Raw genomic sequence first — 16,365 nt, 5'->3', positions numbered from 1 at the left:
AAACGGACTACTGCACAAATATACACTATTTTGAAAATTTGTCAAGAGGTTTGTTGATTTCATTGAAAATAATTTTGAAGGCATAACCCCCATTATGAGAAGATGGGTTTAGACGAAAGACGAGAGACGAAAGACGAGAGAGATTCTAACTACAAACGTCATTCCCGCGAAGGCGGGAATCTCCCTCCCATGCTGAGTAAAGATGAAGTTCCGTTTGAAGTTCCAGAAAATTGGTGTTGGTGCCGATTGGGTGATATTTGCAATAAGTTAATTGATGGAGACCATAATCCGCCCAAGGGGCTTGATTACGTGACTAAATACATGATGCTTTCATCTAGGAATATCAATGACAATGATATCGTTGATCTAGAAAATGTTCGTTATTTGTCAAAAGAAATGTTTGAAGAAGAAAATCAACGAACAAAGTTGGAGGAAGGGGATATCCTTTTTACATCTGTCGGAAGTTTAGGGCGTAGTTGTATTTTTTCAGGTGATGGCAAATATTGTTTTCAGAGAAGTGTGTCTCTGATACACACCAATATTTATAACGAATACTTGAAATATTTTTTTGATTCTAATTACTATCAAAAGTACATAGTTGAGAATGCAACAGGAACCGCTCAAATGGGCTTCTACCTTGAGCAAATGAGAAAATCATTTATTGCAATTCCTCCGCTTGCTGAGCAATCTCGGATTGCCGCAAAAATTAAGGAACTGTTTTATACGCTAGACCAAATGGAGAGAAATCTCGTCTAACGAAGCAAAGATTTCTTCTATTTTGTTCACGATTCTTTTTTGCTCCGCCAAAGGCGGGAGTGGAAATTCTAAATCGTATATTGTGTGCGGTTTAAGTTCCTTTTGATTTGTGGAGCCTTCTCCGTTTTTTTCCAAATATGATTGTTTGTTTTTCAAATAAGAATAGAGGTAATTTGAATTTACAACAGATGAGCGAATCGTTGTCACATGGCTATCAGGAACGATTCCTTTTATTCCTTGAGGCAAATCAACATTAAAAAGGCCTACACGTCCTAATGTCCCTGTACCTGTTGAATTGATGATAACATCACCCTTTTGCAGAAATTCTTCTTTAGGATATTTATTTAGCGTTGATTCATCTAAATAAAGAGCCTTCTCCAGTGAAACGGGACCATCTTTTTGATTGCATTTTTGAGCAAAAACCAATATATTACTTTGTTCAATGTATTTGGGTGATTTTCCTCTTTTTATTGGTTTGCACACATCTCCCAACTTAACCCATTCCCACGATTCCGGTATTTCAAAGGGAATATCGGTCAACTTCTCATAATGGGGGTTATCACGTGTTATTCGTTCTAGCAAAACGCTGGCGGGTTCGTCGGCTTTGTTTTGGGGTACGAGTTTTCCGTGAATGGCGAGGTCAAGGATTTTTTGGCGGGCTTGCTTGATGTGGGTTTTCAGGAGTTCTTTATTGTTTTCGATGGAATCGATTTCGGCAAAGGCTTCTTGGATTTTTTCAACAATGCGCTGTTGTTCTGCTAAGGGAGGAAGTAATACAGGAATCATTTTTAGCTTCGCAGCCTTTATTCCTGTTACAGTTGTTCCCGTTTTCTGATCAACAAGTAAATTCTGAAAAAGATCTGACAAAAAAAAGAATACAAAGAAACGATTGTCAAGTAGTTTCTCTTTTGTATATTGCTGAAATGTTATAATTCTTTGACCAGGACTGTATTTATCAATGCCTGCTAACGCAACATTCCCTAAAGGAGCTTCTGTTGTAAAAAGGATATCACCTTTTTGTGGACTCCCTCTTCCTTGACGTGCTGCATAAGACTCCTCAGAAATATACTCATCTATTGAAAAATCAATATAACCTTTCTTTACATTTTTTGCGGTAATTAAAGGGACTCCTTTATCTACCTTTTCAGGAGTCATTCCTCTATAATCAATAAAATTAAAAATATCATTAAGCCTCACCCATTCCCAATTTTCTGGAATTTCAAAGGGGGCTTCACTTTTGTCGAGGGGGATGATCGTTTTTGCTGCAGACGAAGACGGCGATCCCCGCCTACGCGGGGATGACAGTGTAGAGGAGGATGACGAGACCTTCGAAGAAATCTGTTCTAACAGTTCACGAGCAGTGCCGTCGCTTTTGCGTTGGTCGGTAAGTTTTCCGCGAATAGCGAGATCAAGAATTTTCTGCCTCAGGAGTTTCGTGTTCATCCGTCGATTTCCTTGAGCATCTTGGCGAGTTTTTCGGAGTGGTCAGCAATTTCCTTCGCTTCGTCCTTGATGTTTGTCAGAAGTTCGGCAAGCGTCACGTCTTCGATATCGTCCTTGTCCTTAATCCAAGTTATGTCGAGGCTCGTCTTGTCACGAGCAAGGAGTTCCTTGACCCCATACTTGCGCCAACGCCCGGTCGGGTTTTCTTCGCTCCAAGTTTCTTTGCGCTTGGCGATGTTCTTTGCATTGTAGCAACTCACAAAATCATCAAGATCGCTGCGTTTCAGGGGTCTTGTCGCAAGCGTGTGCTTTACACCCGTACGGTAATCATAGAACCAAGTTTCCTTGGTGGGGCTTCCCTTGACAAAGAAAAGCACATTTGCCTTCACGCCGTTCGCGTAGAAAATTCCCGTGGGGAGTCTAAGAATTGTGTGGAGGTTGAACTCGGTCAAAAGCTTTTTACGGAGCGTTTCGCCCGCGCCATCTGCAAACAGAACGTTATCCGGCAACACCACGCCCGCACGGCCACCATCCTTGAGCATTAGCATCATGTGTTGCAAAAAGTTCAGCTGATTGTTGGTCGTCGTGACAATCAAGTCGGTGCGCATGGTGGTAATATCTACGCTACCTGCCGGACGCGTTCCGAATGGAGGATTCGCCAAAATGACATCCACCAAATGTTCAGGTTCGTGTTCCAAGGAATCAACGCACTTGACAGGAGTCGTATCCGGGCTGACATCATGCAAATAAAGGTTCATGCTCGCCAAGGTCACCACCAAAGGCGTGATATCATTACCGCTAAGAGCCTTCGTCTGCAGGAACTTCAACTTTTCGATATCGTTGCTCTGGCGTTTCATGTAATCGTATGCGGCAAGCAAAAAGCCACCCGTTCCACAAGCAGGGTCTGCAACGGTTTCCGTAATTTTCGGAGCCACGACATCGACCATGGCGTTAATAAGCGGACGCGGAGTAAAATACTGCCCTGCACCGCTCTTTTTATCTTGTCCGTTCTTTTCAAGAATGCTTTCGTAAATAGCACCCTTGATGTCGCCTTCCATGCTAAACCAGTTTTCTTCATCAATCATGTTGATGAGCTTTTTAAGCATGGCTGGCTTTTGAATCTTGTTCTGCGCTTCGGTAAAGATTGCGCCAATCAGGCCATCCTTGGACTTGAGCGTATCAAGAATTTTTTCGTATTTCGCCTGCAAATCAGGGCCTTCAAGAGAAAGTAAATCCGTCCAGCGATTGCCCTTGGGAATGGCACTCCCCAATCCGTAGGATTCCTTTTCGGCATCCATCTTCAGGAACAGCAAATAAGTCAGCTGGATAATGTAGTCGGTAAAGCCCACGCCGGCAGCCGCCAGCACATCGGCCATATTCCAGACCTTTTTCGTCAATGTCGTTTCGGATTTTACTTCAATCTGTTTTTTCATTTTTCTTTACTGGAACATGAACTTTGTCAAGTTCTGAATTTCTGTATTAACATTTTGCGGGCCGAAGAATTTTGCCGCCTGCAAGAATAGAGGCTTTTCATACTGCATCAGGATTGGCGCCGAGACGCAACCGTTCTGCACAACATATTGAGCAATCCTCTTAAGCACTTGCTTTTGATCTTCGTTTAACACGCGTTGATTTTGACCGCAATATAATTCAAAAAGGCTGGCAGACGTGCTTTGCAATGAATAAAGCGACTCTTTTTGCCCCAAAGCGTAACGCACCAACTGTATAAGGTTCGTCAAAAGGCCAACTTCGTCCTTTTCTAGGTCCTTTACTTTTCTGGCCTTACCCACTTTATTCACGGACAATGTCTTGTAGCAAGTCCAAAGATTCTTTTCGTTCAGCATCGGATTGAACTTTTCGAGTTTGCGCTTCAAATCCGAGAGCATTTCGTAGGTAACGGCAACATCTTCGCTGTTGTAGATAATGCGCAGAGCTTCCACTTCATCACGATTCTGCTCAATAAATTCACGGAACAGTTCCGCATACTTTTTAGATTCATCAATGCTGAAACCGGAGTAAACTAGACTATCTGTGCCTTCATGCTGAATCTTGATAAAGCCACGATTGATTTCAAGGAGAACCCTGCGAACCTTGACATTGTTGATGACTGCAGAAATCAATTCCCTGCGTTCAATGTTAGCGTCGTTGATATCCTTGTATTCCGGTAAAGGATGCGTCGAGAATTCGTTCTTACCTGTGAGGGCGTCATAAATTCGACTTACAAAGAAATACAGGGATGTTGGAGCCAGCAACTTGTTAACTTCGCTCAAATCTTCCTGCTCCGCCTTGTTGTTTATTTTCGAGAGATAACCCGCAAACAAATTCAAGTGCTCATCAGGAACTTCGCCATGGGCCAGGCGTTCCATCAACCTTTCGAGTCCCAAGGTCTTGTGAAATTCCGCATCGCTAGTCGCACCCGGAAGCTTCATTTCGTGTTCGGTAACACCAACCGCATCGACTAAGTAGAAACAATCCTTGCTCGTTCCGTTCGGAGTTGCAAGCTGGAACTTGTCGTCGTCCATCGTTCGGCAACCGCGACCCTTCATCTGCGTGTAAAGTACGGCAGAATTGATATCGCGCATGAACACAAGGACTTCCAAAGGTTTCACATCCGTACCGGTCGCCACAAGCGTCACCGTCACCGCAATGCGAAATTCCTTCTCGTTCCTGAAATCGGAAATCAGCTGATTGGAATTCCCTGCCTTGCATGTAATCTTCTGCACGAACTTTTCGGGGAGCTTGAGCCCCACCTTTTCAAATTCAACGGCAAAGGACTGCTTGATGGCATCAACGATGTTGTCGGCGTGGCTGTCGGTCTTTGCAAAGAAAAGCGTCTTGGGAATATATTTCCAATTGCGGACAGGGTCATCGCTCAAACGTTCCGGGTAAAGCGACGAATAAATGGCTTGCTTAAAGGAGTCAACTACGAGCCTAATCTGTGCCGGGTTCACGACACTGCGGTCTAATTCGGTACTTTCGTACTTTTGGTCCTCTTTCTGAATTTTCTTTTGCTTGGAACCATCCAAGAGCGTAATGCGCTCTACGTGTTCGCCCTGACCGATTGTCCCGCCATGCGAACTGACTAGGGTCTTGATTCGGAATACGCGCGGGGGTACGTTCACGCCATCGCGGATAGAATCTTCAAGGGTGTATTCCACCACCGTATTCTTGTTGAAGAACGCATATGCCTCTTCTGTCGGAGTCGCAGTCAATCCAACGACACGGGCCGTATTGAAATAATCGAGCACCTGTTTCCATTTGCCATAAATGGAACGGTGGCATTCATCCACAATAATCAAATCAAAGGCATCTCTTGCAACCTTCAAATCTTGCGGAAGTTCAATGCTTACGGAGGACTGATCGTTTGTTGAGTCGCCATCAAGTTCTGATTCGTCATCGTCGGTATCAACAAAGGTTTGCCCGGTCAAAACAGCATAAAGACGCTGAATGGTAGATATCACCACATGGGACTTTTCGATATCCTTCACGTTGTGGAGACGCTGAACGACATACTCATCACTAAACGGAATTCCTGTTTCCGTAAGCTTGTATGTCCCGAACTCGCCTTCGGCTTGTTTGCCAAGGTTGTTGCGGTCCACCAGGAACAAGACTTTTTTAGCCGGGGTATAATTGAGCAGACGATACGCCGCTGTGCATGCGGTAAATGTTTTACCAGCACCCGTTGCAAGGACAATCAAAGCCTTTTTCTTGCCATGCTTAAAGCTCAGTTCCAAGTTGCAAATTGCATCGTACTGGCATTGGCGCAAACCTGCTTTGGCCTTCGTCTGCACTGCGGGGACTGCAGGCATTTTTGCAAATTCAGATTTAAGTTCCGCACGAATTGCGACTTCTTTCGGCGTGAACATCTTTTTAAGTTCAAGGAACTCCAGAGGCTCTCCAGCAGCGAAATCCCTTCGGTCGCAGAACAGCAACTTGTCGCCATTACACATGAAAAGGAATGGCAAAGGTTTTGTCCATGTTTGGTACCAAGGAAGCGCCCCTGCGGAGTACTTTGCAGTTTGTTCAGCAACGTGCATCCCCAAAGAGTTCTCTGCACGTTTAGCCTCAAGAACACCAATAGCCTTTCCATCTAGAAACAATAGATAGTCGGCCTCGTTGTTCCCTTTGGTCAGCGCCTCGGTAACCGCCTGTGCATGCGGAACGTCCAAATACTCAGAACGCGGAACAACTGCCCAGCCGGCTGCGGCGAGCATTTCATCTATCAAAACGCGAGCTTGTTCTTCGGGCTTTAATTCATCCATGAATTTCTAAACCCTAAAATAACTTATTTTCTAAAAATAGGAGAAGCCCGCCTGCGCGGGCATGACAAAAAAGCGGGGATGACATTAAAAAAACAGATCCTCGCCTAACGACGAGGATTATGCAAAATAGAATCTGAAGCTATCCGTTTACTGTACGCAGCGGACTGAGAATCCGAACGCTTTCGGCTTCATCATGTAGCTAAAGCCCATCGACTTTGACGAAAGATACCACACCGAAGCTTCATTAGCTTCGGTGTTTGCGCTCCAGAAGAACGCGAACTTGCTTTCGTTGCCGTAAGTGCCATCATCAAACATGTTTCCGGATGGCATTGCGCTGAACTTGAGCGTATCGTTTCCGTTCGTTTCGCCGGACCATCCATAATTTGCCTTGATCAAATAGCCAGCATTGAAGTCGCCACCGGCGGCTTTCCACAAGCTCTCGAAATCTTCGTTTGTCGGCAAGCGAAAACCAGCAGGGCATGCAGACTTTGCCGCATCCCAAGTGTAGAGGCGACCATAGACCATGCAATTATCGTCATCTTCCCTATAGCAAGTGCTGCCCGGCATTTTGTAGTTTAAGTTGTCGGCCATCCAAGTGCGGTCATCGATTTTGACAAGGCGGTACTTTTGCTTATCACGCGGGTCCTTGAGTTCTTGCTTTTTTGCTTTGGGGGCAGCAAAAGATGCGCTGGACGCAACGAGAGCTATTACAAGAGCAGATGATAGATAGTTCATATTCCAAATTTACTTTTCGACGACAATCATTTCCGGTTCACCACGGCCCGGAAGCGGCTTGAAAATCTTGACATTCGTCTGCGTTGCCGGTCCACCGAAAGCCTTCATTTCGCAAACGAAGAGGTAGTTCATTCCAGCGACAACCTGCGTCGAAACGCTGAGCGGCTTTAAGCCCAAATAGGCGTAATCCTTGGTAGCTGCAGCAAACACGGCAGAATCTTCAGCCGTGAGCGGGCGCTGTTCCGAGAAGCCACCAGCAAGCATTTCTTCAGTCTTGCCCGTTTCGAGATTTGCAAAGAATGTCGCGACTTCTTCCTTAGCCTTTTCGACACCGCCTTCGGCATTAATTCGCTTGTTAGAAATTCCATAAGCGATAGTCACATTGGCATTCGGTTCAAGAGTCTTAAGTTCGCTAGCGCTCGCCTTGCGACCGCCGCTGCCATAAGTGCAGAACGGCACAACGACTTTGCCGCTCAAATCGTTCGCTTCAAGGAACGTGTAAATCGGAGTCGTAAATGTCCCGAACATAATCGGATAACCGAGGAACACGGTATCGTACTTGGCGAGTTCCACTTTTGCATTCACAAGAGCGGGCCACTGCTTGCTTTCGCGTTCGGCACGCACTTCGGCAATCGTGCTGTCGTATGTCGAAGGGAACGGCTTTACAAGCTGGAGTTCAAATTCGTCTGCATTGCGGGCATCCTTGAAAACCTGAGCCAACTTTTTGGTCGCTCCCGTCTGCGAGAAATAAACCACCACAGACTTAGACTGCTGCGGAGCTACTTCAGCAATCGGCGCGGGCTGAGTTTTAGACTGCGCAACTTCTTGCTTGTTGCAAGCGGAGAACATCGCCGATGCGGCAAATACTGCCGACAAAGCAAGCGAAAACTTCAAGGAACGAGACATGAGAACCTCCAACTTAAACTTTACTGATAAAAAGATATTCAATTTTAAAAGGGAGGTGTTCAATAGCGTTACCATTATCTTGGTTATCGTGGAACTTTGCATATTTTTCTTTACATCTTTTAGCTTACTTTTTGTTTATCTTAAATAACATTGGGTACTCATTAGGATTAGGGTTAAAAGGAGTACAAAAGATGAAAAAGACTCACGCATTCGCGGGTCTTATGCTTAGCATGGCCCTATTCGGTGCAGGATTAACAAACGCCTTTGCTGCAGACGAAACATTAAGATCCCTTGCCGATAAAAACGGAATCTACATCGGCGCGATTTTGAACTCGCAATGGTTCGGCGGAGGCCTTCCTGGCAATTACGAACAGATTCACAAGCAACAGTTCAACATCGTCGTTGCCGAAAACGAGATGAAGTTTGATGCGACCGAACCGCAAGAAGGAAGGTTCAATTACAACAACGGCGATAAGATGGTCAGGTATGCCCAGCAAAACGGAATGCGCGTCCGCGGCCACGCCCTCGCCTGGCACAGCCAAGTTCCGGGCTGGGTAAACAACTACAAGAACGATAAAAAGAAATTGCTCGCCGTTCTCAAGAACCACATCGAAAAGGTTGTCAGCCACTGGAAAGGTCAGGTCGCCGAATGGGACGTGGTGAACGAAGCCATCAGCAACAACGAGCCCCAGTGGCGTACAGGTTCCGTGTGGTACCAGGGTATCGGTCCTGAATTCATCGACTCTGCCTTCGTATGGGCTCATGCTGTAGACCCGGATGCAGAACTCTGCTACAACGACTACAATCTCGAACAGGGAGTCAATCCGAAAGCAAAGGCCGGCTTCTTGCTGGAGCAGGTGAAGCGCTGGGTTGCAAACGGCATTCCTATCCATTGCGTGGGTTCCCAGACGCATGTGGAAGATACCACCACCGACAAGCACTTTATCGGTTCGCCAGATAGCCTCCGCTCCCTCGCCAAGGAACTTGCAAAACTCAATGTAAAGCTGAAAATCACCGAACTTGATATCGGATTCAAGAGTGGGCTCAATGTCAGCAAAAGCGACCTTGAACGTCAGGGACAAACATTCCGTCAATACCTCGATATCATTCTCGAAGAACCAAATGCAGACACGTACCTGATTTGGGGCGTATCTGACAAATGGAGCTGGCTTGGCGGGCTCAACCGACAAAAAGGCCTTATCTACGATGACAATTTGAAACCGAAGCCGGCTTTTGACAGCATCTTGGTAAGACTCCAGACTTACGAACCGCCGAAGGATTCAGCAAAAGCAGATTCTACAGTCAAGGACTCCACGGCAAAAGATTCAACCGCCAAAGATTCAATCGCACTGGATCCGGGACAATCCATCAAGCAGCTCAATGCACCCAATAGTCTTTCTTTGCATGTCGCCGGACGCACGCTGTTCGTGACCGGATTGGCTTCGAAAACCGCCGCAAAGGTCGACTTGCTCGATTTGCAAGGTCGCCCCGTGTTCAGCACAAATTGCATTAACGGAACAGTCGATCTAAGTAACATTGCCGAAGGCCTTTACGTGGTACGAGTGCAAAACGGATCCACGAATTTAACCAAACGGATTTCCATAAAATAGATTTCACCTCTTAATTACTAGGGACTAGGATTTTCCTGGTCCCTTTTTTATTTGACTTTCTCGAACGTTTTATGTATCTTTCGGGTTGGTGCAAATGGGTTGATAGAGGGATATAAAATGAAAAAGATTCATTCTTTATCGCACATTGCACTCGGTGCCGCAATTATAGGCGCGGGCTTTGTAAACGCCAATGCCGCTGACGAAACCATTCGTGAGCTCGCCAAGGAGCGCGGCCGCTTTATCGGCACAATCTTGAACAGCGAATGGTTCAACGACGCTATCGAGCCGGAATTCGAAGAAATACACAAGACACAATTCAACGTGGTCGTTGCCGAAAACGAAATGAAGTTCGACGCCACCGAGCCCAAGGAAGACGAATTCAACTTCGAAAAGGGCGACAAGATGGTCAAATACGCACAGGCCAACGGACTCCGCGTTCGCGGACACGCCCTCGCCTGGCATAGCCAAGTCGCAAACTGGGTGAACAACTACAGCGGACAGAAAGAAAAGCTGCTCGCCGTCCTCAAAAATCACATCACCAAAGTCGTTGGCCACTGGAAAGGCCAAATCGCCGAATGGGATGTGGTGAACGAAGCCGTCAATGACGATTACAATGCCGACTGGCGCTCCACAAACTCCGTTTGGTACGAAGGCATCGGCGCAGAATTTTTGGATTCCGCATTTGTCTGGGCGCACGAAGCCGACCCGGATGCAGAGCTCTGCTACAACGATTATTCCATCGAATGGGGCCTCCGCGAAGGATCCAAGGCAAGCTTTGTCGTGGAACAGGTCAAGCGCTGGAAAGCAAACAACATTCCTATCACCTGCGTAGGCACACAAACCCACATCGAAATTGCACACGAAACAACTCCGCAAAACGTGCGCGCACTCGCCAAAGCACTTGCAGATCTCGGCGTGACTTTGAACATCACCGAACTCGACATCGGATTCCCGAAGGATTCAGCAGGCAAGCTCACCGAAGCGGACTACGCCAAGCAAGGGCACTTGTACCGCCAATTCATGGACGTATTCCTCGAAGAGCCGAATATGGGCGAATTCGTGATTTGGGGATTGACCGATGCACACAGCTGGCTCGACGAACAGCAAGGCAAGACCGAAGGGTTGCTCTACGACAAGCAATACAAGCCGAAGCCCGCCTACGATAGCGTGATGGCTAGCCTCAAGGCGCACCCCGCTTCCGAAGTCAAGACACCCTACCCGGAATCAGTCCTCAACCCGCCTAAGGATTGCGGATCGGACAACTGCGGTGACTCTACAATCGCCATCAAGCCGAGCATAGTTGCAAATAACATTTCTATGAATCTTGTCGGACGCACGCTGTATATCGCAGGGACCATCGCTGGCAAGAACGCCAAGGTAGACGTTTTCGACATGCAAGGCCGCCCGATATTTAGCACAAAGTGCGAAAAAGGTCGCGCAGATCTTTCCGCTATAGCCGAAGGACTTTACGTAGTCCGCGTGCATGATGGATCCACAGACCTCGTAAAACGAATTGCAATCAGACAATATTTTCTATACAAAACGAGTAATATTTATAATAAAAGCAAAATATTTCTATTCCATAAGACGCTTAATAACAATTCAACTATAAACGTCTAGTCAATTCTTATGCAATACAATTAAATATTAATTTTTTCTAAAAATTCGTCTTACATTCACTTTAAATCTTTCATAAACATATCAATCATCTGTTCATCATTTTGAATACGTCCACGATCAATTACTAAATACAATTTTTCTGCAGCTGCATAAAGATTCCCATCATTTTGATTTATATCATCAAAATCAATAGTTGGTTTTTGATTATTCAAATCCATCATTCTTATTCCAAAAACAGCTTTTTCATTTTCTTTTTTTGATATTTTTAATACAAAAGCCACATTTTCACGAACAAACATATACTTATTCTTTTCAGAACATTCTTTCCAAATAATAGTTTGATTCTGCGTAAGATCAACAAATTGATTTAACAAAATCACTAATTTTTCTTTCACCTTTTTTTTTGCATTTTCTACTTGTTGTTCTAATGAAACTTTATCTTCGTTATAACGTTTTTCCATGACAAACCTCACTTAAATTTGAATATTTAACGTCACCCGCCAACGTTTCTAAAAAACTACTAACTCTATATAGGAATTGGTTCAATTCCTTAAGTTTTGTCGATTGAAGTGTTTCTCCATCACTAATAATCGCTAAATCAGCAGCATTATCAGCCAATTCAGCCAAGTAATCTTTTATCACATCTGTTTTTTTTGTTTTCTCGTATTCAGGATTACATTTTATATCATTCAAACATGCACGTAAAGAATTCAATTTTTCCCCAGCCCACCGATATTGTTTGCTATCTATCAATTTTAAAATTTCATTTGGAATCTGAGCAAAGCTTCGAATATCAGAACATGCAATCATTTGATTCACTCGCTTTACATTACTTTGTACAGCTTCATAAATTTCATGCGTTTTTTGTTTTGCAGCATCTGCAGCAGTTTCCGCATTTTCGGCAGCAGTTCTTGCATTTTCTGTATTGAGACGCATTCCAACAATCTGCCAAAGAGCCACGCCAAAGCCAATTATAGAAGTACACGTACCCCATGCAGTAAATATATCACAACAACTTTTATACGATTCTTTAAACAAAAAACAACATAAAGTCAAAACAAACCAACAAATAGCACTTATATAAAAAACACGTCTATTTACTTTTTTTCATTTGCTTCAGTCATTATTCCATTCCATAAAATATATATAATTAATATATAAAATACACACTATCTTCGTCAACACGTTTAAACTTATTCCACTGCATTGTATATCCAATACATCAATCATTATCTTTTTTCGCGACTTTTTTTTCGTTTAAAATTGACGAAATTTAGTCAAAAACGGCAATTACTACAATTTCTTTAAAAAATTTTTACGTAATGTAACCTAGTCACAGAACAACAGCCTCACATTATCTAAAATATAGACGTAAACAAGAAGAAAACAAAATAGAGGTAAAAAAATGGCAGAAATAAAAATCACGAATCAAAACTTCGAAGAGGAAGTCCTCAAATCCGACAAACCCGTTCTGATTGATTTCTGGGCACCATGGTGCGGCCCGTGCCGTATGCTTTCGCCCACCATCTCGGAAATCGCCGAGGAGTACAAGGACAAAGTCAAAGTCTGCAAGGTCAACGTCGATGAAGAGGGTGATCTCGCTGCCATGTTCCGCGTGTCTAGCATTCCGCTGCTCGTGGTCATGAAAGACGGCAAAGTCACAAATTCCGCAGTTGGCGTCCGTCCAAAAGACCAAATCGTGAAGATGATATAATTTCTATTCTCCTGTTCAATCCAACCAAGCCCGCCACCGTCTGTATGGCCTGTACTGAGCAAGCCGAAGTAAGCAGAGTCCGAGTGCGCGGGCATTTTATGCATTAACACATCAAACACAGCACACTTCCTACTCCTTTAAAAAAGGAGATTCCCGGTCATCCCCGTCAAGCGAGGACAGGCGCCGGGAATGACAAACAAAATGATTTTATATATTCCCTCTAGAGGGAGCTCGCTATGGTCGAACCGATTAGTCAAATTGTCAAGAAAATTCCGTTTTGGGGAAATCTATCGCTTGAAGAAAAGGCGTTAGTTTCGCAACGCGCGATGATCAAGCACTTTAATAAAGACCAGATTGTCAGCAGCAATAGTTCCGCTTGTCTCGGGATTATCCTCATTTTGAACGGAGGCATCCGCGTGAGCCTTATCTCGGATGAAGGTCGCGAAGTCACGCTTTACCGTGCGCACGCAAATGAATTTTGCATTTCGACCGCCTCATGCGTGATTCACCAGTTGACATTCGAAACAATCGTCACCGCTGAAGATGACACAACCGTACTCGTCATCCCCTCCTCTGTTTGCGCTAAGCTCATGGACTCGAACATTCACGTGCGTTCATTCGTTTTTGAACGTGAAACGGAACGCTATTCACAGACGATTTGGGCCATTCAGCAGATGCTATTCAAGCGTTTCGACCAACGCCTTGCCAATTACTTGATTAATTCATACGAAAGTAGCGACAAGCCCGAAGTCAAAAAGACACAAGAAGAAATCGCGCGAGACGTGAATTCCGCCCGAGAAGTGGTCGCCCGCATGCTCAAGGAATTCGCCGCCAAAGGGCTTGTTGAAATCAAGCGCGGCGCAATCGTGCTCCGCAATATCGAGGGATTAAAAAGGCTGCTATAAGGAGATTCCCGCTCGGTGGCGGGAATGACAAAAGAGCCGAGCGATGCAGAAACATGCTTGCATGTTTCTATATCCGAGGCGAACACGTCAAGCCACGAAGTGGAATGACATGCAAGGGTTTCAAGCAAAAAGGCTGCGATTTCTCGCAGCCATTTTTGTACCTATTTATTCAAAAACTTGACTTACTTGTACATGTAAATCTTGCCATTGGGGAACTTGAATTCCTTCATCCCGGCGGTATTTACCTGACTTACAGACTTCACATCACCACCGTAGAAAATCGTGCTACCATGGTATTCCGGCTTGAACGCCGCACTTTCTGTACCGTAGTAATTATCGCTTGTGAAGCTGACAGACGCACAATTCGGGGTGTCGGTCGAGTAGTCACCGAATGCAAGGAGCACGCCGCCCGTAATTTCAAAGCCCGTGTCCGTATCGATGAGGCCGCCCGCCATATTGGAGGGGCATCCATTGCCACCGCCCTGTTGACCGCCCATACCCGGGAAGCCGCCACCCATGTTCCAGCCGCCCCCGCCAGGGAAACCGCCGCCCATACCGCCATTTTCATAGCTTTGGCCGGTAATTTCGAGAATCAGCACACCACCCGTCATCTTTGCAGAACCGTTGGCGTCAAGCACGTCAATCATGTTACCCTTCGACGCGATGTAGTGGTGACCGCCGCTAATCACAGCATGACCACTAGATTCGCTGAACATGGAATAACCACCCGAATTTTCCTTAGCACCACCCGCAGCGTTCCAGCCATCATTTGTGGCAAATGTAGCCGTGACGCCACCTTCTGCAAAAATCTTGTAGGCTTCCATGCCTTCGTAAGCTGTAACGACGTTAATCGTAGAACCGCTCAAATGCAAGGCGGAGTCCGCATGGATACCATCGTCCTTCGTAGAAATGGTCACGTCACCTGCGTTCATGAAGACTTTGTATTTTGTATGCAGAGCATCGTCATCGGCAGTCACATTGATGTTACCGCCGTTCACATAGATGAACTTTTCAGCCACCAAGCCCTTGCCTGTAGAAGTCACCTTAACCGTTGACGGCTCCGTAGAATCGCTCACCATGACATAATGAGCAGCCTGAATGCCATCATCACCCGCTTTAATGGTAATGTTGCCACCACGAATATCGACAATACCCTTGCCGTCGATAAAGGACTTGCACTTGCCATCGTTACCTTCTTCGCATTCGTCACTTTCAAGGGCATCGCCCTTCTTGGCCGTGAGATTCAGCGTACCGCCAGAAATCTGGAGGCTACCCTTGCCCTTGATGGCGTTTTCTTCGGCTTCAACAGTAATGTTGCCGTTCTTGATTTTAAGATCGTTACTGCACTGGATGCCGTTTTTGAACTTTCCCTTAACGGTCAAAGTACCGGCACCCTTGATATTCAAATCGTCTCTCGAATAAATAGCAGCCTTTGCCGTATCCTGAGCACCATTGACCTTTACGAACAAGTGATTACCATTACCGTCTTCAACCACGTTGGTCGTACCCTTGACCAAATGGAGAACCGTCTTGTCAGCATTTTTCACGAGAATCGGAGCATTGGAGCTCTTAATCGTCGCATTGTGAAGATAGATGCCCGTGTTGCCTTCGTTTTCGGCACCCGGAGTATTCACGACCACCTGAAAATCGGACGATTCACCGGTGACGTAATAAGCACCCGGGCAAGTAATCGTTGCGCTTTTGTCAGCAACTTCAACGCAGCCATTGTTGTTTTCGACAGTTGCCGAAGTTCCCGCAAGCTTCAGGAGAATCTGCGTACCATCCAAAGTCCTTGCGTCTTCGTTATCGTTCTCATTGTCGCCAGATTCCGAGCTGCCGGGGATTGCATTGTTAGAACTCGACGACACAATAGGAACGACATTGCTGGAGCTAGAAGTTGCACTGCTAGGAAGCAACGTACTTGAGCTAGAGGCGCCGACGTTCGGCACAACGCTAGAACTCGAAACGATATTGCCCGGCAAAGCGCGGCTTGAACTAGAAGTCCCGATAACTGGGGCCGTATTGCTAGAGCTCCAAATTTCAACATCAATGTCTAAAATGCCGGAACTAGATTCGATGCCAAAAGCGTCACTGCTAGAAGAGGTTGCCGCAGGGAGATCCGCACCGGAATCAGGATTTGCAATTGAACTATCATCGCCACACGCCCAAAAGCTCAAAGCTGCAGACGCAGCTATCACAGGCAACTTTTTTAACATCATTGAACACTCCATTTTTTCTTAATATAAATTCCATGCTCCAAAATGGACCATTCCGCCGCCCAATTTCCGTTGAAGTCAATACAACAGGGTTTAATGATTATGATAGCCACGACATTGACGGAATTAGCCAAATCCTATAGCCAGTTATTGGCTCTGCACAATTGCCGTCCCTTGTAAAAATTTCTAAATTGCCTC

13 protein-coding genes are annotated in these 16,365 nt (G+C 45.5%); 5 read left to right on the top strand and 8 right to left on the bottom strand.

Going from position 1 to position 16,365, the window contains the following annotated elements; genetic code table 11:
• Positions 1–102: 102 nt before the first annotated feature.
• Positions 103–756, top strand: a complete 654-nt coding sequence (locus B7991_RS11070) for a restriction endonuclease subunit S (protein WP_088630870.1) — start codon at positions 103–105, stop codon at positions 754–756.
• Here B7991_RS11070 and B7991_RS11065 read toward each other — a convergent pair.
• From B7991_RS11065 to B7991_RS11045, 5 genes are all read right to left on the bottom strand, one after another.
• A complete protein-coding gene (locus tag B7991_RS11065; protein ID WP_088630869.1) occupies positions 727–2,199 on the bottom strand; it encodes a restriction endonuclease subunit S in 1,473 nt (490 codons plus the stop codon). The two genes, B7991_RS11070 and B7991_RS11065, sit on opposite strands and share 30 nt — an antisense overlap.
• Entirely contained in the window at positions 2,196–3,632 is a 1,437-nt protein-coding gene (locus B7991_RS11060; protein WP_088630868.1) for a class I SAM-dependent DNA methyltransferase, read from the bottom strand. Before B7991_RS11060 ends, B7991_RS11065 begins: the two co-directional genes overlap by 4 nt.
• A gap of 6 nt (positions 3,633–3,638) precedes the next feature.
• A complete protein-coding gene (locus B7991_RS11055; protein WP_088630867.1) occupies positions 3,639–6,461 on the bottom strand; it encodes a DEAD/DEAH box helicase family protein in 2,823 nt (940 codons plus the stop codon).
• Between the two features lie 147 nt (positions 6,462–6,608).
• Positions 6,609–7,196, bottom strand: coding sequence for a fibrobacter succinogenes major paralogous domain-containing protein (locus B7991_RS11050; RefSeq protein WP_088630866.1), 588 nt, complete (start codon positions 7,194–7,196; stop codon positions 6,609–6,611).
• 9 nt (positions 7,197–7,205) lie between these two features.
• Complete coding sequence (locus B7991_RS11045) at positions 7,206–8,102, bottom strand: flavodoxin (protein ID WP_088630865.1); 897 nt, start codon at positions 8,100–8,102, stop codon at positions 7,206–7,208.
• Between the two features lie 191 nt (positions 8,103–8,293).
• On the opposite strand from B7991_RS11045, the gene B7991_RS11040 reads away from it, so the two are divergent.
• Together B7991_RS11040 and B7991_RS11035 are read left to right on the top strand one after the other, a co-directional pair.
• Positions 8,294–9,712, top strand: a complete 1,419-nt coding sequence (locus B7991_RS11040; RefSeq protein WP_088630864.1) for an endo-1,4-beta-xylanase — start codon at positions 8,294–8,296, stop codon at positions 9,710–9,712.
• Positions 9,713–9,829: 117 nt separating this feature from the next.
• Complete coding sequence (locus tag B7991_RS11035) at positions 9,830–11,332, top strand: endo-1,4-beta-xylanase (protein WP_088630863.1); 1,503 nt, start codon at positions 9,830–9,832, stop codon at positions 11,330–11,332.
• A gap of 56 nt (positions 11,333–11,388) precedes the next feature.
• On the opposite strand, the gene B7991_RS11030 is transcribed toward B7991_RS11035, so the two are convergent.
• The gene (locus tag B7991_RS11030; protein ID WP_088630862.1) at positions 11,389–11,793 is read right to left on the bottom strand and encodes a hypothetical protein; all 405 of its coding nucleotides are present in this window, start codon (positions 11,791–11,793) and stop codon (positions 11,389–11,391) included.
• Positions 11,777–12,292, bottom strand: a complete 516-nt coding sequence (locus tag B7991_RS11025; RefSeq protein ID WP_088630861.1) for a hypothetical protein — start codon at positions 12,290–12,292, stop codon at positions 11,777–11,779. Before B7991_RS11025 ends, B7991_RS11030 begins: the two co-directional genes overlap by 17 nt.
• Before the next feature lie 445 nt (positions 12,293–12,737).
• Here B7991_RS11025 and trxA point away from each other — a divergent pair, with 445 nt between their 5' ends.
• Together trxA and B7991_RS11015 are read left to right on the top strand one after the other, a co-directional pair.
• Positions 12,738–13,046: a thioredoxin gene (gene trxA, locus B7991_RS11020; RefSeq protein WP_088630860.1), complete on the top strand. Its 309-nt coding sequence runs from the start codon at positions 12,738–12,740 to the stop codon at positions 13,044–13,046.
• A gap of 236 nt (positions 13,047–13,282) precedes the next feature.
• Complete coding sequence (locus tag B7991_RS11015; protein WP_088630859.1) at positions 13,283–13,951, top strand: Crp/Fnr family transcriptional regulator; 669 nt, start codon at positions 13,283–13,285, stop codon at positions 13,949–13,951.
• 182 nt (positions 13,952–14,133) lie between these two features.
• On the opposite strand, the gene B7991_RS11010 is transcribed toward B7991_RS11015, so the two are convergent.
• Positions 14,134–16,170: a carbohydrate-binding domain-containing protein gene (locus B7991_RS11010; protein ID WP_088630858.1), complete on the bottom strand. Its 2,037-nt coding sequence runs from the start codon at positions 16,168–16,170 to the stop codon at positions 14,134–14,136.
• Between the last annotated feature and the right edge of the window lie 195 nt (positions 16,171–16,365).

This window comes from Fibrobacter sp. UWB3, from assembly GCF_002210405.1.
Taxonomy (GTDB): Bacteria; Fibrobacterota; Fibrobacteria; order Fibrobacterales; family Fibrobacteraceae; genus Fibrobacter.
The sequence above is the reverse complement of the archived record's forward strand: the minus strand, read 5'-3'. Positions and strand labels throughout refer to the sequence as shown.

What these genes read in the sequence shown, in the direction of transcription:
- B7991_RS11070 (WP_088630870.1), top strand. Translation starts at nt 103, where the DNA reads ATGGGTTTAGACGAAAGACGAGAGACGAAAGACGAGAGAGATTCTAAC.
- B7991_RS11065 (WP_088630869.1), bottom strand. Translation starts at nt 2,199, where the DNA reads ATGAACACGAAACTCCTGAGGCAGAAAATTCTTGATCTCGCTATTCGC.
- B7991_RS11060 (WP_088630868.1), bottom strand. Translation starts at nt 3,632, where the DNA reads ATGAAAAAACAGATTGAAGTAAAATCCGAAACGACATTGACGAAAAAG.
- B7991_RS11055 (WP_088630867.1), bottom strand. Translation starts at nt 6,461, where the DNA reads ATGGATGAATTAAAGCCCGAAGAACAAGCTCGCGTTTTGATAGATGAA.
- B7991_RS11050 (WP_088630866.1), bottom strand. Translation starts at nt 7,196, where the DNA reads ATGAACTATCTATCATCTGCTCTTGTAATAGCTCTCGTTGCGTCCAGC.
- B7991_RS11045 (WP_088630865.1), bottom strand. Translation starts at nt 8,102, where the DNA reads ATGTCTCGTTCCTTGAAGTTTTCGCTTGCTTTGTCGGCAGTATTTGCC.
- B7991_RS11040 (WP_088630864.1), top strand. Translation starts at nt 8,294, where the DNA reads ATGAAAAAGACTCACGCATTCGCGGGTCTTATGCTTAGCATGGCCCTA.
- B7991_RS11035 (WP_088630863.1), top strand. Translation starts at nt 9,830, where the DNA reads ATGAAAAAGATTCATTCTTTATCGCACATTGCACTCGGTGCCGCAATT.
- B7991_RS11030 (WP_088630862.1), bottom strand. Translation starts at nt 11,793, where the DNA reads ATGGAAAAACGTTATAACGAAGATAAAGTTTCATTAGAACAACAAGTA.
- trxA (WP_088630860.1), top strand. Translation starts at nt 12,738, where the DNA reads ATGGCAGAAATAAAAATCACGAATCAAAACTTCGAAGAGGAAGTCCTC.
- B7991_RS11015 (WP_088630859.1), top strand. Translation starts at nt 13,283, where the DNA reads ATGGTCGAACCGATTAGTCAAATTGTCAAGAAAATTCCGTTTTGGGGA.
- B7991_RS11010 (WP_088630858.1), bottom strand. Translation starts at nt 16,170, where the DNA reads ATGATGTTAAAAAAGTTGCCTGTGATAGCTGCGTCTGCAGCTTTGAGC.